The sequence below is a fragment of the Methylotenera sp. genome, from assembly GCF_029945705.1.
Lineage (GTDB): Bacteria > Pseudomonadota > Gammaproteobacteria > Burkholderiales > Methylophilaceae > Methylotenera.
Genome location: NZ_JAQSDC010000013.1, coordinates 13675 through 39827, shown reverse-complemented (window position 1 = coordinate 39827; position 26153 = coordinate 13675). Strand labels below are relative to the sequence as shown.

The 26153-nt window shown below is 42.3% G+C and carries 27 protein-coding genes; 7 read left to right on the top strand and 20 right to left on the bottom strand.

Annotated elements, in window-relative coordinates:
• Nucleotides 1-22: 22 nt before the first annotated feature.
• Nucleotides 23-832, bottom strand: coding sequence for an exodeoxyribonuclease III (gene xth / locus PSU78_RS04125; RefSeq protein ID WP_300384700.1), 810 nt, complete (start codon nucleotides 830-832; stop codon nucleotides 23-25).
• 508 nt (nucleotides 833-1340) lie between these two features.
• On the opposite strand from xth, the gene PSU78_RS04120 reads away from it, so the two are divergent.
• A complete protein-coding gene (locus tag PSU78_RS04120; RefSeq protein ID WP_300384697.1) occupies nucleotides 1341-1976 on the top strand; it encodes an HAD family phosphatase in 636 nt (211 codons plus the stop codon).
• 100 nt (nucleotides 1977-2076) lie between these two features.
• On the opposite strand, the gene tmpT is transcribed toward PSU78_RS04120, so the two are convergent.
• Entirely contained in the window at nucleotides 2077-2724 is a 648-nt protein-coding gene (tmpT, locus tag PSU78_RS04115) for a thiopurine S-methyltransferase (protein ID WP_300384693.1), read from the bottom strand.
• Between the two features lie 103 nt (nucleotides 2725-2827).
• Between tmpT and PSU78_RS04110 the strand changes: the two genes are divergently transcribed.
• On the top strand, nucleotides 2828-3373 hold the full coding sequence (locus tag PSU78_RS04110; protein ID WP_300384690.1) for a transposase: 546 nt from the start codon (nucleotides 2828-2830) through the stop codon (nucleotides 3371-3373).
• A 10-nt stretch (nucleotides 3374-3383) separates the two neighbouring features.
• On the opposite strand, the gene PSU78_RS04105 is transcribed toward PSU78_RS04110, so the two are convergent.
• From PSU78_RS04105 to PSU78_RS04030, 16 genes are all read right to left on the bottom strand, one after another.
• Nucleotides 3384-3572, bottom strand: a complete 189-nt coding sequence (locus PSU78_RS04105; protein ID WP_300384687.1) for a hypothetical protein — start codon at nucleotides 3570-3572, stop codon at nucleotides 3384-3386.
• A 93-nt stretch (nucleotides 3573-3665) separates the two neighbouring features.
• Entirely contained in the window at nucleotides 3666-4250 is a 585-nt protein-coding gene (locus tag PSU78_RS04100; RefSeq protein WP_300384684.1) for a hypothetical protein, read from the bottom strand.
• Nucleotides 4251-4328: 78 nt separating this feature from the next.
• Complete coding sequence (locus PSU78_RS04095; protein ID WP_300384681.1) at nucleotides 4329-6356, bottom strand: M3 family metallopeptidase; 2028 nt, start codon at nucleotides 6354-6356, stop codon at nucleotides 4329-4331.
• Nucleotides 6357-6404: 48 nt separating this feature from the next.
• The gene (locus PSU78_RS04090) at nucleotides 6405-6773 is read right to left on the bottom strand and encodes a DUF4870 domain-containing protein (RefSeq protein ID WP_300384678.1); all 369 of its coding nucleotides are present in this window, start codon (nucleotides 6771-6773) and stop codon (nucleotides 6405-6407) included.
• 41 nt (nucleotides 6774-6814) lie between these two features.
• Nucleotides 6815-8590 (bottom strand): phosphoenolpyruvate--protein phosphotransferase, encoded by a 1776-nt coding sequence (ptsP, locus tag PSU78_RS04085; RefSeq protein WP_300384676.1) that lies wholly within the window; start codon nucleotides 8588-8590, stop codon nucleotides 6815-6817.
• Nucleotides 8591-8659: 69 nt separating this feature from the next.
• Nucleotides 8660-8929, bottom strand: a complete 270-nt coding sequence (locus PSU78_RS04080) for an HPr family phosphocarrier protein (RefSeq protein WP_300384673.1) — start codon at nucleotides 8927-8929, stop codon at nucleotides 8660-8662.
• A gap of 63 nt (nucleotides 8930-8992) precedes the next feature.
• Nucleotides 8993-9406 carry a PTS fructose transporter subunit IIA gene (locus tag PSU78_RS04075; RefSeq protein ID WP_300384670.1) on the bottom strand — a complete coding sequence of 138 codons (414 nt, stop codon included), beginning with the start codon at nucleotides 9404-9406 and terminating at the stop codon, nucleotides 8993-8995.
• A 140-nt stretch (nucleotides 9407-9546) separates the two neighbouring features.
• The gene (gene rapZ, locus PSU78_RS04070) at nucleotides 9547-10416 is read right to left on the bottom strand and encodes an RNase adapter RapZ (protein ID WP_300384667.1); all 870 of its coding nucleotides are present in this window, start codon (nucleotides 10414-10416) and stop codon (nucleotides 9547-9549) included.
• Nucleotides 10417-10420: 4 nt separating this feature from the next.
• The gene (hprK, locus tag PSU78_RS04065) at nucleotides 10421-11374 is read right to left on the bottom strand and encodes an HPr(Ser) kinase/phosphatase (RefSeq protein ID WP_300384664.1); all 954 of its coding nucleotides are present in this window, start codon (nucleotides 11372-11374) and stop codon (nucleotides 10421-10423) included.
• A 27-nt stretch (nucleotides 11375-11401) separates the two neighbouring features.
• Complete coding sequence (gene raiA / locus PSU78_RS04060; protein WP_013146933.1) at nucleotides 11402-11728, bottom strand: ribosome-associated translation inhibitor RaiA; 327 nt, start codon at nucleotides 11726-11728, stop codon at nucleotides 11402-11404.
• Nucleotides 11729-11944: 216 nt separating this feature from the next.
• On the bottom strand, nucleotides 11945-13507 hold the full coding sequence (locus PSU78_RS04055) for an RNA polymerase factor sigma-54 (protein WP_300384658.1): 1563 nt from the start codon (nucleotides 13505-13507) through the stop codon (nucleotides 11945-11947).
• Nucleotides 13504-14226 carry an LPS export ABC transporter ATP-binding protein gene (lptB, locus tag PSU78_RS04050; RefSeq protein ID WP_300384655.1) on the bottom strand — a complete coding sequence of 241 codons (723 nt, stop codon included), beginning with the start codon at nucleotides 14224-14226 and terminating at the stop codon, nucleotides 13504-13506. Before lptB ends, PSU78_RS04055 begins: the two co-directional genes overlap by 4 nt.
• A gap of 40 nt (nucleotides 14227-14266) precedes the next feature.
• Nucleotides 14267-14893 carry a lipopolysaccharide transport periplasmic protein LptA gene (lptA, locus tag PSU78_RS04045; protein ID WP_300384709.1) on the bottom strand — a complete coding sequence of 209 codons (627 nt, stop codon included), beginning with the start codon at nucleotides 14891-14893 and terminating at the stop codon, nucleotides 14267-14269.
• A gap of 31 nt (nucleotides 14894-14924) precedes the next feature.
• Nucleotides 14925-15683 carry an LPS export ABC transporter periplasmic protein LptC gene (gene lptC, locus PSU78_RS04040; protein WP_300384653.1) on the bottom strand — a complete coding sequence of 253 codons (759 nt, stop codon included), beginning with the start codon at nucleotides 15681-15683 and terminating at the stop codon, nucleotides 14925-14927.
• Nucleotides 15683-16243, bottom strand: coding sequence for an HAD family hydrolase (locus PSU78_RS04035; RefSeq protein ID WP_300384650.1), 561 nt, complete (start codon nucleotides 16241-16243; stop codon nucleotides 15683-15685). Before PSU78_RS04035 ends, lptC begins: the two co-directional genes overlap by 1 nt.
• Before the next feature lie 5 nt (nucleotides 16244-16248).
• Nucleotides 16249-17253: a KpsF/GutQ family sugar-phosphate isomerase gene (locus PSU78_RS04030; protein WP_300384647.1), complete on the bottom strand. Its 1005-nt coding sequence runs from the start codon at nucleotides 17251-17253 to the stop codon at nucleotides 16249-16251.
• Between the two features lie 251 nt (nucleotides 17254-17504).
• On the opposite strand from PSU78_RS04030, the gene PSU78_RS04025 reads away from it, so the two are divergent.
• Nucleotides 17505-19490, top strand: a complete 1986-nt coding sequence (locus PSU78_RS04025; RefSeq protein ID WP_300384706.1) for a monovalent cation:proton antiporter-2 (CPA2) family protein — start codon at nucleotides 17505-17507, stop codon at nucleotides 19488-19490.
• A gap of 23 nt (nucleotides 19491-19513) precedes the next feature.
• Nucleotides 19514-20593 (top strand): FAD-binding oxidoreductase, encoded by a 1080-nt coding sequence (locus PSU78_RS04020; protein ID WP_300384644.1) that lies wholly within the window; start codon nucleotides 19514-19516, stop codon nucleotides 20591-20593.
• A gap of 57 nt (nucleotides 20594-20650) precedes the next feature.
• On the opposite strand, the gene PSU78_RS04015 is transcribed toward PSU78_RS04020, so the two are convergent.
• Together PSU78_RS04015 and PSU78_RS04010 are read right to left on the bottom strand one after the other, a co-directional pair.
• Nucleotides 20651-22003: a sensor histidine kinase gene (locus tag PSU78_RS04015; RefSeq protein ID WP_300384703.1), complete on the bottom strand. Its 1353-nt coding sequence runs from the start codon at nucleotides 22001-22003 to the stop codon at nucleotides 20651-20653.
• 46 nt (nucleotides 22004-22049) lie between these two features.
• On the bottom strand, nucleotides 22050-22739 hold the full coding sequence (locus tag PSU78_RS04010; protein ID WP_300384641.1) for a response regulator: 690 nt from the start codon (nucleotides 22737-22739) through the stop codon (nucleotides 22050-22052).
• 438 nt (nucleotides 22740-23177) lie between these two features.
• Between PSU78_RS04010 and PSU78_RS04005 the strand changes: the two genes are divergently transcribed.
• Genes PSU78_RS04005 through PSU78_RS03995 form a run of 3 tightly spaced genes read left to right on the top strand, consistent with a single transcriptional unit; the run spans nucleotide 23178 to nucleotide 26148 of the window.
• Nucleotides 23178-23861, top strand: a complete 684-nt coding sequence (locus PSU78_RS04005) for an HAD-IB family phosphatase (protein ID WP_300384638.1) — start codon at nucleotides 23178-23180, stop codon at nucleotides 23859-23861.
• A gap of 22 nt (nucleotides 23862-23883) precedes the next feature.
• Nucleotides 23884-25272, top strand: a complete 1389-nt coding sequence (locus tag PSU78_RS04000) for an aminotransferase class III-fold pyridoxal phosphate-dependent enzyme (protein ID WP_300384635.1) — start codon at nucleotides 23884-23886, stop codon at nucleotides 25270-25272.
• A 3-nt stretch (nucleotides 25273-25275) separates the two neighbouring features.
• Nucleotides 25276-26148, top strand: coding sequence for an alpha/beta fold hydrolase (locus PSU78_RS03995; protein ID WP_300384632.1), 873 nt, complete (start codon nucleotides 25276-25278; stop codon nucleotides 26146-26148).
• Nucleotides 26149-26153: the final 5 nt, after the last annotated feature.

Sequence of the window (26153 nt, the reverse complement as noted above, 5' to 3'; positions counted from 1 at the left end):
TCCGTTAAGTAATTATAATCTCTTAACTTGTGTCGCATTTTATTAGACCATTACAACCTAACTCTAAAATAACTGGTGTATGGTCAGAAGGTCTCTCTAGTTTGCGCGGCGTTTTGTCGATAGTTGCTGCGATGCAAGCTGATTTAAGCGCGTCACTGACTAAAATATGGTCAATACGCATGCCGAAATTACGTCTAAACCCCATCATGCGGTAATCCCACCAGCTAAAGCTTTTTTCCGCTTGCTCAAACAACCTAAAGCTATCATGCATACCCAGCTGTAGCAGCTTTTGAAAATGCTCACGTTCTTGTGGGCTGACTAATATTTGGCCTAGCCAAGCAGCAGGGTCATGGCAGTCACGGTCTTCAGGGGCGATATTGTAATCGCCCAATAAAACCAATTTCGGGTACTTTTTAAGCTCACCAGCCAACCAAGTATTGAGCGCATTTAACCAACGCATTTTGTATTCATACTTTTCAGAATCTACCGCTTGGCCATTCACAATATACACACATACCACTCGCACGCCATTAATAGTGGCGGAAATCACGCGTTTCTGCTCATCTTCAAAATCGGCAATACCGAATTGAACTTCCGTCATTTCATGGGTGCTGAGAATAGCCACGCCATTGTAGGTTTTCTGCCCACTATGAATAGCGTTGTAACCCGCCTCTTTTAATTCAGCATAAGGAAACTTGCTGTCTTCTTGCTTAGTTTCTTGCAAGCAAAGCACATCAATTGGGTTGTCGCTTAACCAATCCAACACATGCGCAAGACGAACATTTAAGGAGTTGACGTTCCATGTTGCTAATTTAAATGTGGTGTTGTTCATCCTGTAAATTTTAGCATGTTAGGCAAGTCATATAATTAAGTAAAATTAATTGTTTAATAAATCTTTTAATAAAAACACTCAACTATCTAAAGTTATATTTTGTATTGCCGATAAATATTTAAGTATCCGATGTGATTCTAGGGAAGTTAGATACTTTGAAGTTTTGAATGTGTTTTATACAACTATTAAAATTTAACAAATAGGAAAAATCATGAAAAAAATCGCTTCAGTTTTATTTGTACTAGTATCATTAATGTCAAACATCGCATTTGCGAACGATTGCCATCCAGATGAGCATAAAGACGACCACGGTAAGTGCGTAAAAAAATAATTTAGGTAATAAACTGAGCTAAACATGTTTTAGCTAAAGATGGCGTTGCCATTAAATAAAACCTCAGCATATCAACGTGTTGAGGTTTTATATTTTTATCAATGATATAAAAACATCTTAGCGCTAATAGAACGATCTAGCCGTGCTAAAGTTCTGGTTTTTTTGGATAATGCTAAAGTGATAAAAGCAGCAATTTTTGATATGGATGGCTTATTGATTGATTCCGAGCGCATTATCATGCAAGGTTGCATAGAAGCGGCAAAACAAATTGGCATTACCTACACGCAAACGGAGTATGTTGAGTTAATTGGGCGCGTATGGTCAGACTCCACACGCATCATGACCCAGCAGCTGGGCGGAGAAACCAACTTTAATCACGTGCTGCAAGGCTTAAATACCTACTTAGATCTGCGCAATCATGTGTTTCCACTTAAAACAGGTGCGCAAGCCTTATTACACCACTACCAAGCCAATGGCGTTATTTGTAGCGTAGCTTCTTCATCACCCATGCAACACATTACACATCGTTTAACGCACACTGGCGTGCTAGATTATTTTAGCCATCTGACCAGCGGGCAAGAAGTCGCCCGTGGCAAACCCAACCCAGATATTTATTTGCGTGCTGTAGAAAAACTAGGTTTAAAAGTAAGTGAATGCATTGCGTTTGAAGATAGTGAACTAGGCGCACAAGCCGCTATAGCCGCAGGTTTAAGAGTGGTTGTGGTGCCAGATTTAAAACAACCTAGCGACTTTGTTAAAAACAACAGCCATATGGTGATAGAGAGTTTGCACCACTGGCTGGCTACGCTTTAAAGCTTATGTTGCTTTTATAAGCTGACTGAATAGATCATTTCTGAACAATTTTCATTCATTCCGTCATTCGTGCCGAATGATGACATTTATGGTTTCTTGCTTAAAATAACTTAGGTGGTACCAGATGCCAAACCTGCTCAAAAGCCTCAACCTTGCCTTTTAAACCACCTGCAAGTGGCTTGCTGTCTAACAACTTAACCGCATAATAATCCCCATAATGCTCATGCACCTCATCTGCATTCACACAAAACGGCGGGCCTTCCATTTGCGTTTGGTCGTATTCAAAGCACACCAGCAACTGTTGCACGTTTTGCGTCATGGCGGTTATGTGCGCGGTGTAACATTCACGCATCGCTAATGGCAACGCCACCAAAGCGGCGCGGTCGTAAACCGCATCCACCTTGCCGAGTAAGCTTTGGTTCAGCTCAAAAATATCACCATTCCATATCGTGATATTCGGCGCGCTGTATTGCGTTAAGTTACCCACTTGATTGATGTTAGGCGACAGGCTTAACTCCCTAAACAAAGCCTCAACCGCAATGGTACTTAACTCCGCACCCACCACATGGTAGCCCTGAGCCAGCAACCAATGAATATCTAAGGTCTTGCCACATAATGGTAAAAATATGCGGCTATTTGGCTTGAGCTTGAGGCTTGGTAAATGTTTAACCAACAATGGATTAGCTTCAGCTAAGTGAAAACCAATTTCGTTCTTTGTCCATTTGTTGTGCCAAAAATCGTGTTTCATATTAGTCCATTTGTAAGCGTACTGGTGCAACGTCATACGTCGAAAGTAAGTAGGGTGGGCAACTTGTTTGCCCACGCAGCCATATGCTAGTTAAAATAACCGAATGTCACATTATCGTCGCGCAAATCAAGCAGGTGCAACTTACTTCTTCACCGTGGTCACTTATGGGCGGCGAGCATTTATGTGTAACAAAGAAGTGCTCAATGCGCTACGTAATGCCATTGATAAAACGCGTGCAAAATACCCTTTTACCATCGATGCATGGGTCATCCTCCCCGACCATATGCACGCTATTTGGACATTGCCACCAGATGATACCGATTTTGCAAATCGGTGGCGATTGATTAAGCGTTATGTCACCTTTGCATGTGGTAATGCCTTGCATCAACCAGATTTAATGACCGCATCCAAAACCAAACATCGGGAATCCACCCTATGGCAACGGCGGTATTGGGAACATTTAATTCGGGATGATGACGATTATGCAAAACATATGGATTATGTGCATCTTAACCCCGTTAAACATGGGTTGGTTAATCAGGTCATAGATTGGCCGCATTCGAGTTTTCATCGTTATGTGAACCAAGGGGTATATGGTGCAGATTGGGGTTTAGCCGCGATGATAATAAAAAGTAGTTTTGGCGAATAAGCTGTAAGTCTTATGTAGGGTGGCAGACTTCAGCCCACGAGGATGTTGGAGTGTCGAAGGTGGTAACTCGTGGGCAACGAGTTGCCCACCGTACTTGGCTGAGTATAGAGAAGTGCTTAACCAACAAAGGATTGGCATCGGCTAAGTGAAAGCCAATCTCGTTCTTCTCCCATTTATTATGCCAAAAGTCGTGTTTCATATTTCTCTACTTGTAGGGCAGGCAACTTGATTGCCCACGCGGTGAATGTTACAAATGGTATTATGCGTGGGTTCAATAACCCACCCTACTTGGCTAATTTAATTGACATGGGTGGAAAATATCAAAATTCTCTGTATGGGTAACAATGCAAGCCATTTTGAAGGTAGGCGCCCACAGAGGCCTGGAAACATCTACGACTGCAATGACTTTCTTTTCGTTTGCGCCATAAACAGTTAGAGCAAAAATATCAGGTAGTGACTTTGATTGGCTGATTATAATTGGGGGATGCTCTTCAATACTTTTTATTTCACCTAGAACAAGCGACACTTCCTTACTGTTTTTAATGAACTCTGTTACTTTAGGCAAGTCGTCTACCTTTTGCTTTTCAATTAAAGTCAGACTTGCCCAGCACAATATAACGGGCGTTATCCATGCAATTGAAAGCAACTTGTTACCTGTTTTTAAGCTATATCCAGAGGCGAGTCCAAGTAAGCTTGCTAAAAGAATAGTCGGAGCTACAAAAATAATTAAAGCGTTTAGTAGAACGTCGTTAGAGGAAGTTAATAGATAGGTTATAAATAAAATGATTAAAGGCGTTAGTGCAATGACACCTTTTTTGATTCCTATGGATATTCCTAATCCAAATCCTATTAGCGCGATAATTAGTAGATAGCTCAATTAGCTTGACTCACAAAAATAGTCAATTGTACAAAGAGCAAAAAAGATAGCTAACGTGGACAGATTAGGCATTAGCAATTAACTCGCCATCCCATTATGTCTTAACAACGCGTCCATATTAGGCTCTCTACCCCTAAATGCTATAAACGACTCCATCGCTGGGCGTGAGCCGCCTTTTGCAAGCACTTCATCTTTAAAGCGGCTACCTGCTTGTGATGAAAGTACGCCTAGCTCTTCAAATAAGCTGTAAGCATCGGCTGAGAGTACTTCTGCCCATTTGTAGCTGTAGTAGCCAGCGGCGTAACCGCCTGCAAAAATGTGGCTGAAACTGTTGGGGAAGCGGTTCCACTTTGGTGGGCGTACCACGGCTACTTCATCGCGGATTTGTTCGATTAAATCTAGCGCGGTTAACTTACCATTAGGGTCAAACTCGCCGTGTAGGCGCATATCGAAGAGTGAAAATTCAATTTGGCGCATGGTTTGCATGCCTGCTTGAAAGTTTTTAGCGGCGACCATTTTGTCGAACAGTTCGCGTGGAAGTTGCGCGCCTGTGTCTACGTGGGCGGTCATGTGGCGTAGCACTTCCCATTCCCAGCAAAAGTTTTCCATAAATTGGCTTGGTAGTTCAACCGCATCCCACTCAACGCCTTTGATGCCTGAAACGCCGTATTCATCCACTTGGGTGAGCATGTGGTGCAGGCCGTGACCAAACTCGTGGAACATGGTGATGACTTCATCGTGCGTGAATAAGGCTGGCTTACCGCCAACTGGAGCGGAGAAGTTACAGGTTAAGAACGCCACTGGTAGTTCAATGCCGTCAACTTTTTTGCGACGTGTAATCGCTTCATCCATCCATGCACCACCACGTTTGTTGTTGCGAGCATAGAGGTCTAAATAGAAGTAGGCGATAGCCTTGCCTGCGGCATCGTTAATTTGGTAAAACGCGGCGTCTGCGTGCCAAAGCGGAGCTTCGGCTTTTTGTACTTGTACGCCAAAAATAGTTTCTGTGACCTTGAATAAACCTTCCAGCACTTTGCTTTCAGGAAAATACTGTTTCACTTCTTGGTCTGAAAATGCATATTTGTCTTCGCGTAGCTTTTCGCTGACATAGCCAACATCCCATGATTGCATGTCTTCAATACCCAGCTTTTTGGCATAGGTGGTGAGTTCTTGCATATCTCGTTCTGCATAAGGTTTGGCACGTTTTGCCAGCGTATCTAAAAACTCAGTGACTTGTGCAGGTGTGTCTGCCATTTTAGTAGCGAGCGAGAGTTCAGCATAGTTTTTAAAGCCTAATGTTTGCGCTTCCTCTTGCTTGAGTTTCAAAATATCGCTAATGAGCGTGGTGTTGTCCCAGTCTTTTTTACTAAATTCAGACGCGCGAGTCGCATAAGCGCGGTAAAGCGTTTCGCGTAGCGCGCGGTTTTCGCCGTATTGCAAAACTGGCATGTAAGAGGGGAATTGCAGGCTAAATCTATAGCCTGTTTTGTCTTCAGCTTTTGCTGCTTCCAACGCGGCCTCAATCGCATCTGCTGGTATACCCGCTAAATCGGCAATGTCTTCAACATAATGCGCAAAGTCATTGGTGTTATCTAGAATATTTTCTTCAAATTTTGAGCCTAATTTTGAAAGCTCTTCGCTGACTTCTTTAAAGCGCGCTTTTTGCGCTTCTGGTAACTCGGCACCACCTAGTTTGAAATCACGCACTTCGTTATTGATAATTTTTTGTTGTGTTGGCGTTAAGTTAGCAAACCCAGCACTTGCTTGTGTGGCTTTGTACTTGGCGTACAAGCGTTCGTCTTGCGACATATCACTGCCGTAATCAGTCAGCTTAGCTAAATTTTCGTTATAGGCTTCACGTAACTCTGGGCTATTCACCACAGCGTTCATGTGGCCGACTTGACTCCACGCGCGGCTGATTTTGTCGCTATGGTCTTCTAACTTAAGTGCAAAGTTTTCCCATGTTGGCGCTTCTGTTGCCGTGGCTAAGCTTTCAACCAGTGCGCGGCCTTCCGTAAGCAAGCTGTCAATGGCTGGGCTGACATGTTCAGGTTTAACTTCATTAAATTTAGGTAAGCCAGCAAGATACAACAGTGGATTTGACACAGATTATTCCTTAAAACAGATTAGTTAATTAAACCTAGTAAACTAAACCTAGTTAATTAGACGGAGACTAAACGGATAGCGATAAGTTTCGCCCTTGCTAGAAGAGATGGCGGCAATAATGCAGAAAACAATATTCACAACCCAAATAACAGGAAAAAATATCAGCCCGATGAGTATCCATGAAAGTACACCCGCGAGCATATAAGCCAGCACCATGGTGATTTGAAAGTTAAGTGCTTCTCTGGATTGATCGGCAATGTATGCACTGTCATCTTTTTTCAAAATCCAAACAATCAGCGCTGGCACGAATGCAAACACCGTGCCGCCTAAATGCGTAATGGTGGCGATGTTTTTATCGTCATTGCTAGGATTTTGACTGTTTTCAACAGTTACTTCATTATTGGCTTCGGTAGACATTGAAGTCCTTTCGGTAGGTGAGCAGCTTATGATGAGCTTAATTACGAGCTGAGATGGGTGCCTAAATCTGAATTGCGATTCAGCTTAGCCACTAATGGTTCAACTTTCTCTAAGTCTGTTAAATTTAGTACTTTGCGTGCGTTCGCTTTAAGTGTGGTGAGCTGGCTATGCAATATTTGTTGTTTAACACTCAGTATGTGTGATGGGTGCATAGAAAGTTGGCGTAAACCCATGCCAATCAATAGTTTGGTTAGCTTCGCATCACCAGCCATTTCACCACATACTGAAACTGATTTGCCTAACTTTTCACCCGCTTTAATGGTCATCGAAATCAGTTTTAATACCGACGGATGTAGTGGGTTGTAAAGATGTGCAACGGCATCATCGGTACGGTCGATTGCTAGCGTGTACTGAATTAAATCGTTAGTGCCGATAGACAAAAAGTCTAACTCGTTGGCAAAAGCTTCAGCATTAATCGCAGCTGCGGGAATTTCTATCATGCCGCCTAGCGGTATATTTTCATTGAACGGAATATTTTGCTTCAGCAGGCTGATTTTAGCGCGCTCTAACAATAGTTTAGTTTGACGCAGCTCTGATAATGTACAGAGCATAGGCACTAATATTTTGATATTGCCAAAATGTGAGGCACGCAATAAAGCGCGCAATTGCGTATGAAAAATCTGCGGTTCCGATAAGCAATAGCGAATGGCACGTAAGCCTAATGCTGGGTTAGCGCACGTGACTATCGTATCGGGGTTCATTTGTTTATCTGCACCCAAATCTAAGGTGCGAATAATGACCGTTGCGCCTTTCATGGCTTCGGCAACCGTTTTGTAAGCGATGAATTGTTCTTCTTCATCTGGCATTTCGCGCCGATTCATAAACAAGAACTCGGTACGGTATAAGCCTATGCCAGTAGCACCTGATGCCGCGACTGCAACCACGTCTTCTGGCACTTCAATATTGGCAAATAAGTCAATATTCATGCCATCTAAGGTGACTGCTTTGGTCGATTTAATGCGTTGAAGTTTTTGTTGCTCTAGCTCCCACTGTTCTTGGCGTAGCTTGTATTCAGTTAAAATGCTGGCATCGGGATTAACAATCACCACGCCTTGTTTGCCATCTACAATAATCAACTCGCCATCACGAATTAGATCGTGGGCTCTTTGAAGCGCAACAATAGAAGGTATGTTCAGGCTGCGCGCTAAAATTGCAGTGTGCGACGTAACGCCGCCAACATCGGTAATAAAAGCAGCAAATTCGTGTTGCTTGAATTGAATAGCATCAGCGGGCGAAATGTCGTGCGCGACTAAAATAAGCTTATGTTCCCGACTCGCTGCGCTGTTTTTCTGCTCTGTACTTAATTGGCTAGGATGCCCAAGCAGCGCTTTAATGACACGTTCAACTACTTGAATCACATCTTGTTTACGTTCGCGCAGATATTCATCTTCAATTTGCTCAAACTGCTCAACAATGTCATCCATTTGCAGCTTAATTGCCCACTCAGCATTGCATCGCTCGTTTTCGATAATTTTTATTGGCGCTTCAGATAGAGATTTATCCGCCAACATCATTAAATGCGTACCGATGAAAGCACTTATTTCAGCAGGCGCATTTTTACGCAAGCTTCCGTTAATGGCTTCTAAATCAGCTTTAACGGTTTCTATTGCATCAGTAAAACGTTTAACCTCTTCGCCGATTAGATGTTTAGGCAGTTGGTAATGTACTACCTCTAATAGTGCGTTAGAGATAAGGTGGGCTTGCCCAATCGCAATGCCGCTAGAGACGCCTACGCCATGAATGCTAAAGCTAGTCAATGTTATCTACCTCGCGAGAAGTTGCTTCTTTTAGCCTGTGAGAAATCACTTTTAGCATTCTCATGATATTTACTCACCTTCGCCAAAGTAATCCGCAATCAAGGCTGTCAGGCCGTCGATTGACTCTTTTTCATCCGCACCATTGGCTTCTAGTGTGACAAAAGAGCCTTTGGCAGCGGCTAGCATCATTACGCCCATAATGCTTTTTGCATTAACACGGCGACCATTGCGCGTTATCCAGATTTCGGATGCAAATTTACTCGCGGTTTGCGTTAGTTTGGTTGAGGCACGTGCGTGCAGCCCTAGTTTATTGATAATCTCTACTTCAGTGCTAATCATGCTTTATAAGCCCAGTTATATTATTCTTTATTGTTATTGTGAGGTCGTTTTATGACGCAGTGCTTACGGTGCTACAAACCTGTCACAACGTTCTCTATCAAAATGCACAACGCCTTCACGCCCACCACTGACAGCTTTTTCTACTAATGCCATCAGGGACTCATGTCGGTAAGTCATAGTGCGAACTATCATCGGCATATTGACGCCTGCTACGCCTTCAACTTCACCTGGAACGAGTAGTTTACTGACGATATTGCAAGGCGTTGCGCCATACATGTCTGAAAGTACCAAAACACCATCACCATGATTCAGTTCTGTGACCAACGCTTGCGCTTTTGGCAGTAACTCACTTGGGTCGTCGGCGTTATTGACGGCTAAAAAAGCTAATTGCCTAGGTTCATTACCAATCACGTGTTTTGCACATTCTTTAAGGCTTTCACCTAAACTACCATGCGCGATAATTAAAATTCCAATCATGTTTATATCAATCCTGTTTATCTAAAATCTAAGTATTGAGTACTAATCTTCTAGATTTATTTAATAATTTTAATCAATGACTACATTATTTTAAAACTGCACATTACTTTTAAAGTCACACCTTAAATGGTGCTTCGTATTTATTGTTTTAATTCGCGATGTCGCGTTAACACTTTTTGCTTAGGCGCAAAATATTTAGTTAACTGCTCTACAAAATAAACTGAGCGATGTTGCCCGCCAGTGCAGCCAATCGCCACGGTTAAATAGCTGCGATTGTCAGAAATAAAGCTAGGCAGCCACTTTTCTATATAAGTTTTGATGTCGTTCAACATGTCTTGCGCGTTCGCTTGACCTTCTAAAAACGTTTGGACTTCTGTATCTAAACCCGTTAAATCACGTAATTTTGGGTCGTAATGTGGGTTAGGTAGGCAGCGTATATCAAATACAAAGTCAGCATCTAATGGAATGCCGTGTTTAAAGCCGAATGAGGTGAATAGTAATGTTAAGCCAGAACTCTCGTTGGCTACTGCGTCTTTTATCCATGCTCTTAGTTTATTGGCGCTGATGTAGCTCGTATCAATGACATGCCCTAACTTGCCTAAATCGCCTAGTAATTCGCGTTCCACAGCAATGCTTTCAGCAAGTGTGGTGGTGTCTTTACTTAGCGGATGTTTTCGTCGTGTTTCGCTAAATCGTTTAACAAGTGTTTCGACGTTAGATTCTAAAAATAGTACCTGAGTAGTGATGCCTTGTGATTTTAATTGTTCAATATGGGCAGGTAGCGTTTCAATGGCCGCGCTGCGACTATCAATACTGATCGCCACACGGTCATGGTTAGTAGTGCTTGAGTTGTCATGTAGATTATCTTCAGACTGCAAATGTTCTGCAATTTGTGGCAACATCGTGGCAGGTAAATTGTCGACACAGTAATAGCCGCTGTCTTCAAGCGCATGTAGCGCAATGCTTTTGCCAGAACCTGAAAGCCCTGTGACGATGATGAGTTGTTTCATAACGTTATTTAACTAATTGTTGCTGTTTTTTCATTTCACGCTGCTGACGTTGAGTGAATTGTTTAGTCGCATTAATGCCTCTTAATAATAGCATGTGGTTACGTATTGCAACCTCTACTAACACCGCTATATTGCGACCTGCAGCGATAGGAATCTGCACTTTGTCAATTTTCACGCCAAGCACTTCTTCATGCAGCTTTTTAATGCTTAGTCGGTTGAGTTGCTCGGGTGCTTGTTTATCCGCCATCACCAACTGAATAATCAAATCTAACGGCTTTGTCGGTTTGACTGAGTTATCGCCAAATAGTGCGCGAATATTTAAAATACCCAAGCCGCGCACTTCTAAAAAATCTTGTAATAATGCGGGACAGCGACCCTCAATGCGTTCTGGCGCAATGCGATAGAAGTCAACAATGTCGTCCGCAATCAAGCGATGTCCACGAGAAATCAGTTCTAAAGCTAGCTCGCTCTTACCGATGGCTGCTTCACCTTTAATCAGCGCGCCAAAGCCTTGTACTTCCATAAACACGCCATGTGCGCTGACTGATTCTGCAACTGCTTGCGCCAAAAAGTGGTTCAAGATGTCCATTAGTTCTGGACTGCGTAATGTTGAAGTGAAGAGTGGCGTATTGCGGCTATTGGCCTCTTCAATCAGTGTGTCAGGTACTTTTTCGCCGTTGGCTACAATCACAGCGGCTAAGTTAGTTGAATATAAATTTGCAATCGCGCCGTCTGCTTCTGCTTTTTTTAAGCTCCGCAAATAATCCATTTCCGCACAACCTAATACTTGTACCCGATTAGGATGTACAAAGTTGATATGACCGATAAGTGCCAGAGAGGGTTTTGAAGCAGTTTCACTAGTGAGGGAATTTAACCCGCCGTTAAGGCCAGCAATCCAATTAAGTTTGAGCTTAAGGCGGGTTTGTTTGAATAGCTCAGCTACATTTATTTGAGCCATAGTAAGCTACAAGGTGGGTTACAGAAATTATTCAATACTTTGGTGCTTAACTGCGCCATTCGTTTTGTGGTGATCGGCATGTTTTTCTTTGTGTTTGACGACTTGACGATCGAGTTTATCGGTCAGCATATCAATTGCACTGTACATATTGTCGTCTGTACAGGCAGCATGTAAATCGTTACCAGGAACATGCAGCGTAGCCTCTACCTTTTGGATAAGTTTTTCTACACTCATGGTCACCTTGACATCAATAACATGATCAAAGTGGTTGCTAATTCGGCCTAGTTTGCTTGTGACATAGTCGCGTAATGCAGGAGTTACTTCTAAATGATGACCAGTTAATTGTAAATTCATGACTTGCTCCTTTTTAAGATATTCTCAAAGTTTGAATTTCCTAAAACCTACTGCGTGTGAAAAATATTTAGCACCTTAGATTGAGGATCTTAAAACTTTTCGAACAGTTTCAGTTTACTACTTTAATTCACGTCTGTGCCATGCGAATAGACAATTTTTTATGCTTCTGTTGCTTGGATTGCGATGAATACTTTCAGCTAGCAAGCGCCGTAAAAGTTAAAGTGACTTTCTTAAGCTAGCTGGTGCAATGTTGAGTGACTCACGATATTTTGCAATGGTACGGCGTGCAACAACGATACCTTGCTTGGCTAATAAGTCGGTAATTTGACTATCTGAGTAAGGTTTTTTAGGGTTTTCTTGATCCACCAACTGCTTAATCAGCGCGCGAATTGCAGTGGCAGAACAAGTACCGCCAGTATCGGTTGCTACGGAACTGCCAAAGAAGTATTTCAGCTCAAAAATACCGCGCGGCGTCAGCATATATTTGTTGTTGGTGACGCGCGAAATGGTTGATTCATGTAGCTCAAGCTCTTCGGCAATTTCACGCAAGACTAAAGGTTTCATCGCGACTTCGCCATATTCTAAGAAGTTGCGTTGGCGGTCAGTAATAGCTTGTGATACACGTAAAATGGTAGAGAAACGCTGCTGAATGTTTTTAATCATCCATTTAGCTTCTTGCATCTGGCTTTGCAAATACTGGCTAGAACTATCGCGGTTACGCTTCAAAATACCTGCATAAAGCTGGTTGATTTTAAGTTTAGGGATCACCGCATCGTTCAGGCTGGCGATCCAAATACCTTTTACTTTTTTGATAATCACTTCATGCTGAATGTAATGTTCGGAACCAATAATGCTGAAGGCGCTACCAGGGCGAGGATTTAAGTTGGTAATCACTTGCTGTACACATTTTAAAGTGGCTTCATCACAACCTAGTTCTTTACGCAATTTCCCAAAGTCACGCGCGCCAAGCGCTACTAAATAATGTTTTGCCATCAATTTGGCTAATTCTAAGTGCGGGGTAAATTTGGGTAACAAATCAAGTTGTAGCAGCAAACACTCACTTAAATTACGTGCGCCTACGCCAGCAGGGTCTAAATTTTGAATATGACGCAGCGCCGTTTGTAGCTCTAATACCTCTATTTCTAGTTCTTCTGGCATCTCTTCAACGATTTCTTCGAGCGATGCTTCTAAATAGCCGTCTTCGTTAATGCTATCCACCAACAGCATCGTGAGCGTTTGGTCACGCTCTGATAGCTGCATGAGTTTTAGTTGTGAAAGCAGGTGCTCGCGCAAGCTTATTTGTAGCGTGTCTTGTTGTTTGTAATCGCTGTCATCGTCTGCAGGCGTGCTGTTTTCATCCCACAAGCTGCCATTGGAGTACTCATCGTAATCATCATTGAATTCTGCAGAAAAGTCGGTTGTACTTTGTTCAAATTCTGCAGGTTCTGTCTGACTTAATTCTGCTTTACTTTCAGTAAACTCAGTATTATTTTTTTCAAACTCAACATCGCTATTGGCGTCATATTCTTGCGTAGTGTCGGTGACATTGCCATCATTGCTTGTCGTGTTGACCGTCACCTCATCGTTACTATTATCCGTTGCATTGCCGTACTCATCTTCACCGTCATCGCCTCTTTCTAGCAAGGGATTGGTTTGCATCAACAAATCAATTTCTTGGTTAAGTTCTAATGTTGATAGCTGCAATAGCTTAATCGCTTGCTGTAGCTGCGGCGTGAGCGAGAGATTTTGTGAAAACCTAAGTTGTAAACCTTGTTTCATAGACGGAAATCTTTACCTAAATACACTTCACGCACTCTTTCATTTTCTACAATTTCGTTAGGATGGCCTGATGCGAATACATGACCTTGATTAACAATATAAGCACGGTCGCAAATGCCTAAGGTTTCGCGTACATTATGGTCAGTAATTAACACGCCAATATTGCGCGCAGTGAGAAAATGAATGATTTTTTGAATATCAATGACGGCGATTGGGTCTATTCCTGCAAATGGTTCATCTAACAAAATAAAGCTCGGGTTCGATGCTAAGCAGCGCGCAATCTCAACACGGCGTCGTTCGCCACCAGATAAGCTCACCGCAGCACTATCACGAATATGCGTGATACGCAGCTCTTCGAGTAGTGATTCTAATTTTTCATTCATAGCATCTTCGGGCATGTCTTGCAGTTCTAGTACGGCAAGAATATTTTCAGAGACAGTGAGTTTACGAAAAATAGAAGGTTCTTGCGGCAAATAGGACAAGCCCATTCTTGCGCGCATATGAATAGGCATGCGGCTTAAATCTTTGCCATCTAGTAGGATGCGGCCACCATCTAGCGCTACCAAGCCAACTATCATGTAGAAGCTAGTAGTTTTTCCTGCACCATTAGGGCCAAGTAAACCCACGACCTCACCACTTTTGATACTCAAAGAAATATCCTGCACCACGGTTCGTGTTTTGTACGATTTACGTAAATTTTCTACAACCAGTTCACTCATTTGCTTACTCACAATAGCTGTATTTATAGCGCTCAATGATTTATTGAGCGTCTGGGCTAACTTCTAAGGTTCTGCTTAAACGCACATCTTTACCAGTGCTTTGATTGTTGCTGGATGGCTTATTAACAGGCTTTGTATTGTCAATAACAGGCTCAGTCGCTTTTTTGTTTTTTGGCTGAATGATGGCGTGCACTCGGCCATTGGTTGTTACACCATCAACCGATTTTGTACCGCCGATGACTTCAGCGTACTCAGCGTTCGCGTCATAGCTAATGTAATCACCATGCACAATATCTTCGCCACGTTTTACCCAAGCTTTAGTGTATAGCTGCACTTTATCCATGCGACCATCATATTCTATGCGCTGTGCGCTACCTTCCATGTATTCGTTTTTACCTTCACGTTTTTGTTTAAAGGTTGTTGGGTTGCCTAAGGAAGTGCTGTGCTGAAACCCCGCGCTGTCTTCACGTACAATAAGTTTATCGGCACGAATAATTAAAGTGCCTTGCGTCAATATCACGTTCCCTGAATAAGTGCTGATTTGTTTGGCGTCATCCACTTTCACAGTGTCAGCTTCCAAATCAATTGGCTTGTCTCTATCTGCTGCCTCAGCTAGTGCGAAGCCTGAATAGCCTAACAAAGCTAGACTTAGAAAAACATAACTCATTAATAAGTGATGTTGTATGTTGGTTGATTGCTTACTCATGGCTTCTCCGAATGCGCACATTATTCGTGTTAGATTTTTGTAATAGTGAAACCGCCTTTTGCGTGGCAGTTTCAGTTGTTTTAGTCGTTTTTTTATCTACTTTTTTAGGTGGTGCGACCTGCGTTTGGGGTACTTTAGTTGGTGTTGCTGTGGTTGCATTCTGGCTTACAATTATCGGTTTCTCATAATGCGCACGTACTCTATGTAATAAGGTCACTGTGCGGGTATTCTTTTCATACACCATCCCTGTCGCGTAGATGACGGTTTTAGGCGCTTGTTTAATCACGACTGGGCTATCAGTACGCACCAGGTCTTGATTTGGCAGAATGTTAAGATACTCTGTTTCTACTGTCATTTCACCTTTACCTGCAAAAGCCTGGCGAGTGATTTTTACATTATCAACTAGCTGTACTTGCTCACCATCACTCGAAACGTAACCTCGTAATGCTTCAACTTGTGTATAAGGTTTACCAACGCTAAATTGCGTGTAACTAGGGCGCTGTAAATTTGTGCTGTCATCATCAGGAAAATGTTTCATTTCCGCTGCGGCTAATTTATAGCGCAATATGCCATTTACATCCGTCTGTGAAGTCACAAAATTACTCATAATATAATCTGGGTCATGCCTACTGCTGCCGTCTAGCTTGGCTTGCGGCGGTTGTACCATATGGTTAATCCACGCCGTGAGCAATGCAAGCACCGACAGTATCACTATCGGGAAAATAATTGCTGAACTTTTACTCAAGCTCATTAGTTAGCAATACTTGCTTGCGTTAAAAATTGCGCCATTTGTGCATCAAATGTACCTTGCGCTTGCATGATCAGTTCGCAAACTTCACGCACCGCACCCTGACCACCTGATTTAGCGGTGACATAATGCGCATATTTCAGCACTAAGGCTGGTGAGTCAGGGACAGCAAGTGCGAGGCCGCATTTAAGCATAGGCGGCAAATCCACTACATCATCTCCCATGAATGCACATTGGTTTGCTTGCAATCCACTTTTACTGACTAAGTCGTTAAATGCCGCTAATTTATCTTCTGCACCTTGGTAGAAATGCGCAACGCCTGTACTTTCAGCACGTTTCTTAACCACGTTGGAGGTGCGCCCTGTAATAATCGCCATTTCAACGCCTGAGGCTTTGAGCAACTTCATGCCCAATCCATCATGCGCATGAAAAGTCTTATATTCTTGTCCATCATCACCGATGGTCAGACCGCCGTTGGTCATCACGCCATCGACATCAAGCACTAGTAGCTTTATATTTTTAAAGCGAGCCAATAGCTCAGTATTTAACGTCTTTATGGTCATCAAACTTAAACTACTTTCGCTAATAAAAGATCATGCATGTTTAATGCACCTACTAAAACACCTGCATCGTCGGTGACTAATAGCGCGTTGATTTTACGTTGCTCCATCATTTCAACGGCTTCAATGGCTAATTTACTTTGATGAATCGTAAACGGATTTTGATGCATCACATCTTTAATATCAGAAGTGGAAACATCTACCTTTTGTTCAAAAGCTCGGCGTAAATCACCATCGGTAAAAATGCCAATAGGTACATTGTTACTATTCACAATCGCGGTAAGGCCTAAGCCTTTACGTGTCATTTCTAACAAGCCATCAGACAATGTGGCATTAATCTTGACTTGGGGCACTTGGTCACCTGTGCGCATTAAGTCGTTGACATGAATCAGCAAGCGTCTGCCAAGGCTACCACCTGGGTGAGAGCGCGCGAAATCTTCAGCGGTAAAATCACGCTGATCAAGCACACACAGGGCCAGCGCGTCACCTAAAGCCAGTGCAACCGTTGTACTTGAAGTAGGCGCTAAACCAAGAGGACAAGCTTCTTTAGCCACATGCGCACTTAAATGAATGTCAGCTGCTTTTGCTAAAGTGGATGCATCATTCCCTGTAATGGCGATGATGCTTGCACCTAGCCTTTTGAGCGGAGGCACAATGGCTAGAATTTCATCGCTCTCACCTGAGTTTGAGAGCGCAATCACAATATCGCCTGCAGTAATCATACCCAAATCGCCATGGCTGGCTTCTGCTGGGTGCATAAAAAATGCAGGTGTACCAGTACTGGCTAATGTCGAGGCAATTTTGCCGCCAATATGGCCAGATTTGCCCATGCCGCTTACCACAACGCGACCTTTGCATTGTAAAATCAGAGCGACTGCATCCGTAAATTGACCATCTAGCCTAGTAGCAAGTGCATTGATTTCACTGGCTTCTAACAGCAGTACATCACGTGCCAACTCTAAAGTGGCTTGCTTAGTGGTAGCGGATTTTGGCGTATTATTTATGGATGACATTTATTTTAAGCTGTATTTTTAAGAGCATTTTACGAAAACTGACATATTTATCGGTTAGTATAAAAGGGAAATCCTTACACATAAAGCATAAACAAGCCTCAAAAATGACAATTTTGCTAAAATTAGCAAAATAATGTTGTTTTAGGCACACATTTTGCTAACGTGGTTTTGCTAACTGACTTTTAGTATCTACTTAATTGATGCAAAACAAAAGAACACAACTGATACTCAGATACAATTTATAGCTCATGATGAACGAACCCCTACCTTTAATTTTAATTTTACTTATCAGCGCGGTATTAGCCGTTGCTCTGTTTCGCGCCATGCGTTTACCCGCAATGTTGGCTTATTTCTTAGTCGGTGTGGTACTTGGGCCACATACTTCTGGTCTGCTGCCAGACAGCGAAGCCAACCGTGAGTTTGCAGAGTTCGGCATTGTGTTTCTAATGTTTAGTATCGGTCTTGAATTTAGTTTGCCCCAGCTTTACGCCATGCGTAAAAAAGTACTCGGTTTAGGCGGCTCACAGGTTTTCCTTACACTTGGCGTTGTGATGAGTATAGCCAAGTTGGCTGGTTTAGATTGGTCTGCGGCATTTGTGATAGGCGCCGCTATCACCATGTCTTCTACGGCTATTGTTTCAAAGATTTTGGCTGAACGTGTTGATTTAAACTCACGTCATGGCCGCTTAAGTATCGGCGTGCTGCTGTTTCAAGACATTGCCGTTGTGCCAATTTTGGTACTTATTCCTGCTTTAGGTGTGGCAGGTACCAATCTAACAGACGTCCTTGGTTTGGCGATGTTAAAAGCGGCGGGCATGCTGTTGTTTTTATTTACTATCGGTAAATGGTTAATCAACCCTTGGTTTAATTTGGTTGCTAGCCAGCGCTCACGCGAGCTGTTTGTCATGAACGTATTAATGGTCACTTTGCTGTTGGCCTATGCAACTAAGCTAGCGGGTTTGTCTTATGCCTTAGGTGCGTTTATCGCAGGTATGTTAATTTCAGAAACTAAGTTTAGATACCAAGTGGAATCAGACATTTCAGCGTTCCGTGACATCTTTCTCGGTTTGTTTTTTATCAGCGTTGGCATGCTGCTAGATGTACAACAAATCAGCAATAATATCGGCGCTATTTTATTAGTGTTGATTGCACTTGTATTGTTTAAAGCCGCGATTGTTACTTTGGTGGTCAGGCTGGTGAAATACGAAAGCGGCGTGGCGATTCGCACGGGCTTGATTTTGGCACAGGCTGGTGAGTTTAGCTTTGTGATTTTGGCGCTAGGCGTAGAACAAAAGCTCGTCAGTGGGCCAGCACTGCAAGTGATACTCGCTGCTTCTTTACTTTCTATGGTGATTGCGCCGTTTCTTATTCAGTATAACGGTCGTATTGCCAGAAAACTGGTGCAAAGCTATAGCCGTAATAGTGGGCAAGTTGTGCAGGATATTGATGATGTTGGTAAGCACTTACATAACCACGTGATTATTTGTGGCTATGGCCGTAGCGGCCAGTATCTCGCACGCTTTTTAAGAGAAGAAAATATTCCGTATATTGCTTTAGATATTGACCCCTCGCGCGTGCTTGAAGCCGCAACAGCGGGTGAGAATGTGATGTTTGGTGATGCTGCTCGACGCGTAGTGCTAGAAGCCGCAGGTGGTGCGCGGGCTAAAGCCTTGGTGATTAGTTATGCGGATAATCGTGCTGCGATGAAAATTCTACATATCGTACAAGAAAATTATCCGCAACTACCAGTCATTGTCCGCACGGTGGACGACACCAATATGGAAGCGCTGCGTGAGGCAGGTGCAGCTGAGGTGGTACCAGAGATTTTAGAAGGCAGTTTAATGTTGGCCTCGCATGCGCTCATGTTGCTTGGCGTGCCATTAAATCGTGTGGTGAAGCGCATTCGTATATTCCGTGAAGAACGCTACAAGTTGTTTAAAGGCTACTTCCATGGTATTTCAGATGCTGAAAATGAAGATCTGGCAAATCAACAAGTGCGGCTACATTCAGTGATTATTTCACCAGGTACATTTGCCATCGGCAGAAACCTGGCTGATATGCATCTAGAAAATTTTGACGTAGAAGTGAAATCTATACGTCGCCCAAATTCTAATGGCTCTCAGCCTAGTGAAGAAAGCATATTGGCGGAAGGCGATGTTATCGTCTTGCTTGGTCAGCCAACAGGCTTAACTAATGCACAGAATGCTTTGTTAATAGGGCGCGTCGCCACAAAGTAAGTAAAAATTACGGTAAGCAAATAATGACAAAACATGTAGTAATCGTCGGTGGCGGTATTGTTGGCTGTATGACCGCGATGGAATTAGTCGGTCGTGGCTGCAAAGTCACTATCGTAGAACGTAACCAAATCGCCAGCCAGACTTCTGGCGAATCTTCTTGGGCAGGTGGCGGCATTCTTTTTCCGCTCTTGCCTTGGTTTTATTCTGATGCCGTGAATACGCTGACCAATTATGGCGCGAAGTCTTACCCAGAAATTTGCCAACGTCTATTGCGCGAAACAGGTATCGATACCGACTTTGAGCAATCAGGTTTTCTATTACTGCCGAACTTCGATACTCAAGCTGCAGGAGCTTGGTGTGCAAGCAATCAGTTACCTGCGCAAGCCGTTAAAGCATCGGCTTTTGGCGTGCAGTCGCTCAGTGGCGAAGATGCGTTATGGTTACCTACAATAGGCCAAATACGCCCACCGTATTTTATGCAAGCCATGCGAAAGTGGTTAGAGAAAAACAAGGTTACTATGCTGGAGCATACCGAGCTTGTGCCGCTAAAAGAAATGCAGAAGCTAAACGAGTGGCAAACTATTGATGGCAAAACTATCAGCGCAGATCAATTTGTAGTCACATCAGGCGCGTGGAGTTTTGAGTTGTTAAAAGAAACCAGCGCCAAACTAAATATCAAACCGATGCGTGGGCAAATTCTGCTATATAAACCTGAAAAAAATCTTGAGCAAATTGTCTATCGAGAAGGTTTCTACATGATTCCACGCCGCGATGGTCATTTGTTGGCAGGCAGCACACTGGAAGATGTCGGTTTCGATACCACTGTTACGCAAGAAGTACGCAATGAAATTAGCGCAAAAGCCGAAGCGATTATGCCAGCACTAAAAAATCAAGCCATACTCAAACACTGGAGCGGTTTGCGACCTGGTACCCCAGAAAATCTACCCACTATTTCGGCACATCCAACCATAGAAAATCTTTACCTGAATACTGGACATTTTAGATACGGATTAACTATGGCGCCAGCCAGTGCAAAATTAGTGACAGCGTTAATGTTAGGCGAAAAGCCGATGATAGATGCTTCGCCCTACCGGTGTAGTTAGTAGCGCGGTTCTTATAATGGACCAATTTCGCGTGACATGCGAATTAACTATTTTAGCTTAGCTAAACGTGATAGTAATCTTAGTCCCTGGTGTGTTGTTACTTATGGCCTCACTTGCTGAATAGCTTTGAATTTTAATCGTTGCATCATGCAAGTTGGCAATTTCTTTCACAATCGCCAGTCCAAGGCCTGTGCCAAATTCTAAACTTTCGTTACCGCGATAAAAACGCTTAAATACGTTTTCATGATCACTTTCTAATATCCCCACACCATTATCCTGCACATTTAAACAGGTGTGTCCATCTTCAATAGTAACCCCCGCAATCACCTTACCTTCATTAGATGTGTAACGAATTGCATTGTCGATAAGATTGTAAATAAGATCATATAGTCTCGCTGTATCACCATTGATCATGATTTTTTCATTCAAACCTAAATAACTGAGTTCAATATACTTATTATCGGCATGTGATTCAAAGTCCAAGATAATGTTTTTAACAAGACTTACCAAGTCGATTTCTTCAAAATTAACAATGTAGGCAGCTTCCTTCTGATTTTTTGCTAACACAAGTAGTTGACTCACAAGGTGAATTAATCGCTCGGTACTCAATGATACTTTGTTCAATCTATCTTTAATTTCAGGCAAGTTTTGGGATTTATCAGATAACTCAATTTGCGCTCGAATACCTGCCAAGGGTGTTCTTAATTGGTGTGCTGCATCAGCAATAAATCTATTCTGAGAGTGTATGGCTTGGTTAAGCTTATCAATCAGCCCATTCAGCGAGTTAACAAGCTTACTAACCTCTAGAGGTACGCTATTTAATAGTATTGGTTTAAGGTCTTGAGCAGATCGTTGTGCTAACTCATTATCAATCATTAACAAAGGTTTTAAACTCTTTTTAATACCTATCCACAGTAATATGCTGGCTGTAATGATTAATATAATTTGAGGCACTAAAATCCATGCCAAAATTTTGCGTCTTAATTGAGAGCGTTTGTTTAGGGTCTCTGCTACTTGAATGAATAAATTAAGTTCTTCACCAGCGATGATAAATTTCGCTGGCACTAGAACTACACGTATTTTTTGTTGATTAAGCTCACTATAATAAAATTTTGGTTTAGTTTTCGAAGTAAAGTTAGGCTGAGCATCCAAGGGCTTTAATATTGGCTCACCAATCAATACCTTACCAGAGCTATCTAATACACTATAAAACGTTTTATCCGTTGGGCTTTTGAGTAGCTCTTGTTTTGAACTCTCATCTAAATCAGTGATTTTATTTCTACTATTAGTATTTAAAAGTTCATAGATATCATCTGCGGTGCTAATTAGCTCGCTGTCTAGTGAATCTTGCATGAGCTGATTTGCATAGTGATAAAGCACTGAAGAGTCTAGTAAAAGTAGCAATAGCATAGGCAGCAGTAACCATTTAAGTAGTTGGCTACGAATTGAATACACTTTATTCATTTTTGGCTGTTTCTAACGGTGGGTTTTCTAACATATAGCCCAAGCCACTTATATTGTTAATACGGATGTTATATGGCTCTAATTTTTTTCTAACACGAAAAATGTAAACCTCAATCGCATTTGTACTGACCTCTTCAGACCAGTTATACAAGTTTTCAATCAAGGCTTCTTTACTAACGACGCGACCGTTTCTGAGCATTAAAAGCTCTAGCACACCAAATTCTCTTTTAGAAAGTACAATCATTTTGCCATTGGCGCTGATAATACGTTCACTGGTATTTAATATTAGTGCACCTGCATTAATAAAATTGCTAGTATTACTATTAGCTCTTCTTATCAGCGCTCTTAACCGAGCTTCAAGCTCTCTTAATTTAAAAGGCTTTGTGAGGTAATCATCTGCCCCAATATCAAGTGCTTTAATACGATCATCAAGCCCATCTCGTGCAGAAAGAATTAATACGGGTATTTCAATCTTTCGTTGTCTCAATCTTAGTAGCACGGTCAGGCCATCCATGATTGGCAGCCCTAAATCTAATACGACCGCGTCATATACTTGGTCATGTAAAGCATGATCTGCGTATCGACCATCTTTTGCCCAATCAACCGCATAGCCAGCGTTTATTAATGATTGGTTAAGCGCGTCGCCTAATACTTCATCATCTTCAACCAATAGCACTCTCATGCTCACCCTTAAAATATGTTTTAGACTCTAATCTTTTAATAGAACAATTAAATTATATTATACTTAAATATGCATAAGTGATTGATTAAATTTAATAATTTAAATTTTACCTTTAACTAAATGCTATTTAATTAAAGAGCTATCGGAAGAGTGGAGATTTAAGCTTGCGGATGGATTTTTCATTTCAATTAACCCTTCGTGCGTCAGTTTTTGAATTTCCTCAATCTGTTTTGATTTAGGATTGCGGGTAAAGTCCAGGGCAACATTCAAGCAAAGCTACATTTAAGCATACTCTATATCAAATGAGCGCACCAAATTACTCCGAAGTGAGATTGCTGCTAATGTTGAAAACATCGACCTGACTGAACGCATTTATTTTTTAGTAAGAATTTTGTAAGCAAATATAGGTATAGTGTAATTCATTGAAAAGGGAGAGCTATGCTTTTTATTGTAGATTTTGATGGTACGATTTCTGTAAAAGATACTATAGACGCCATGTTGGAGCAATTTGCGGTGTCTACACCGACCCAAAATTGGGAGGACATCGAGCAAGAATGGTTAGATGGAAAGATTACAGCGGTAGAGTGCATGTCTCGCCAAATCGATATGGTAGAGACCGATAATATCTCGCTCGAGAATTTTTTTCGCGGCATTCAGTTGGATGCTAGTTTCTTACCATTCTACAAGCATGTAACGCAATTTGCTAAGTTAGTTATCGCGAGTGATGGGCTTGACCATGCGATTAAAGTCGCCACTAAAAACGCTGGTTGGCCAGAAATCCCAGTTTATTCAAACCACTTAAGCTTTACAACTAGTGGCATTAACATGAGTTTCCCACGTATTAAAGCCGACTGCAAAGGCGGCAATGGTATGTGTAAGTGTGCAGTGGCACGTGAACTTGCTGTAGACGCGTTGGGGCCAATAGTGTTGATTGGTGATGGTAAGTCTGATGCTTGTATTTCTGGCATGGCTGATATTGTGTTTGCCAAAGGCTCGCTAATTAAGCATTGCGAAAAAAATGACATCAAACACCACAAGTTCCAAACCTTCGCGGATGTATTGGCTATTGTAAAAAAATGGCCTTTGGAACAGACGCAAACAGTATCCAACAAACTCGCTTAAATTTAATAAAAGATAAATTATTATGACCGAAAAAATAACCAATAGAAAAATCATCGAAATTCTAGAAAAAAACGATAAATATTGCTCACATGGCGATACTGTCAACTATGCGGATCCACCAAAAGTATTTGAAAACTGCGAAGGTAGCTTTCTGTTCGATGAAAATGGCACAGCTTATTTAGATTGGCAGATGTGGTATTCGGCAGTTAATTTTGGTTATAAAAACAAACGTTTAGCCGATACTATGCATAAGCAAATTGATACACTGCCACAATTGGCTAGTCAGTATTTGCATAAAGAAAAGGTCGATTTGGCAGAGATTATCTGTAAATATATGGAAGAAAAGTACGGTGTAAAAGGCCGTGTGCACTTTAACGTAGGAGGTGCGCAGGCGGTAGAGGATTCACTTAAAGTGGTGCGTAACCACACTGGTAAAACCCATCAATTTGCCTTTATGGGCGGCTACCATGGCCGCACACTGGGCGCCTCTGCAATTACTTCAAGCTTCCGCTATCGCCGCCGTTTTGGTAATTTTGCTGATCGTGCTGAGTTTGTACCTTATCCTTATTGCTATCGCTGCCCTTACGACATGAAAGTGGAAACTTGCGATACTTATTGCCATAAACAATTCGAAAAACTGTTCGAAACAGAGTATCAATCTGTGTGGGATACAAAGGCGAAAGAATCTGAATTTGGTGCGTTTTATATTGAGCCTATGCAAGGTACAGGCGGTTACATCATTCCGCCTGATGGCTACATGGAAAAACTGCAGGCCTCACTTAAAAAGCGCAATATTTTGCTAGTGGCAGATGAAATTCAAATGGGTGTCTATCGCACTGGTAAATTGTGGTCATGGGAAAACTTTGGCATCGTGCCTGATATTTTCGTGTTCGGCAAAGCGATTACCAACGGTTTAAATCCACTGTCTGGCATTTGGGCGCGCGAGGAATTGATTTCTCCAGAGAAATTTCCTCCAGGATCAACTCACTCAACTTTTGCCTCTAACCCAATGGGTACGGCAGTCGCACTTGAAGTCATGAAGATGACTCAAGAAGAAGATTTTGGTGCACAAGTCAATAAAACTGGTGCTTACTTCTTAAAACAAATTCAAGCGCTTAAGTCACGCTGGAAAGTTGTTGGCGATGTGAGTGGTCTTGGTCTTGCACTTCGCATTGAGTTATGCGAAAAAGATGGCTACACCGCTAGCCGTGAGCTTGCTGACCGCATGTTCAACGAAGGTTTAAAAGGCGATTTGCTGGTAGGCGATAAAAAGTATGGCTTAGTGCTAGATATCGGCGGTTATCAAAAAAATGTAATTACACTTGCACCTAACTTATTGATTTCTGAAGAGGAAATTGATTTGGGTATTCACTTGTTTGAAATGTTGTTGCGCAGGTGCGGAGCAGAGTAAAAAATGGCAACAAAAATTGATGATTTATTGGGACCAAACGGCTTTATTGAGCGTAAAGGTGACACTGCAGTTTTGCTTATTCATGGCCTCACTGGCACACCTGCAGAGATGAAGCACTTCGGCCGAGTGATGTCGCGCAAAGGTTTGACAGTGGCCTGCCCAGAGCTTGCGGGTCATTGTGCCACCATTGAAGCCTTACAAGCTACAAAATGGCAGGATTGGTACCAGTCTATCGAAGCCGCGTTTGATGCACTGCGCGGCGAATACGAGCAGGTATTTATTGCAGGTTTGTCGATGGGCGCGTTAATTGCATTGTTGGTTGCGTCCAAAAGAAAAACGCAAGTTGCTGGTGTGATTTTGCTTTCTACCACATTTTTTTATGACGGCTGGAATGTCTCTTGGTTTAAGCAAACATTTCTACTGCCTATTGCCCTATACACACCACTAAAACACTTCTTGCATTGGGAAGAAACTGCACCCTATGGCATTAAATGTGAAAGAACACGCGCGATGGTGGCTGCTGTGCTTGAAAACAAAGACTCAAAAGCAGCAGATAAAATAGGCTATTTTAAGACGCCCGCAACGGTGATTCTTGAAAGCACACGCTTAATTAAAGCTGCGCGTAACTGCTTGGCAGAAGTCACCACACCAGCATTGATTGTGCATTCAACAGAAGACGACATGGCAAGTTTGGAAAACGCATATTATGTAGAAAAAAACATTGCCTCTACTCATGTAGAAACGATGTATATTGACGACACCTACCATGTACTAACGCTGGATAAACGCAAAGACGATATCGCGCTGCGCGTAGTCAGTTTTTGCAAAGGTTTTGCTAATATAGTCACACAAGCACCCGCACAAAAGTTAGCTTAAAATAA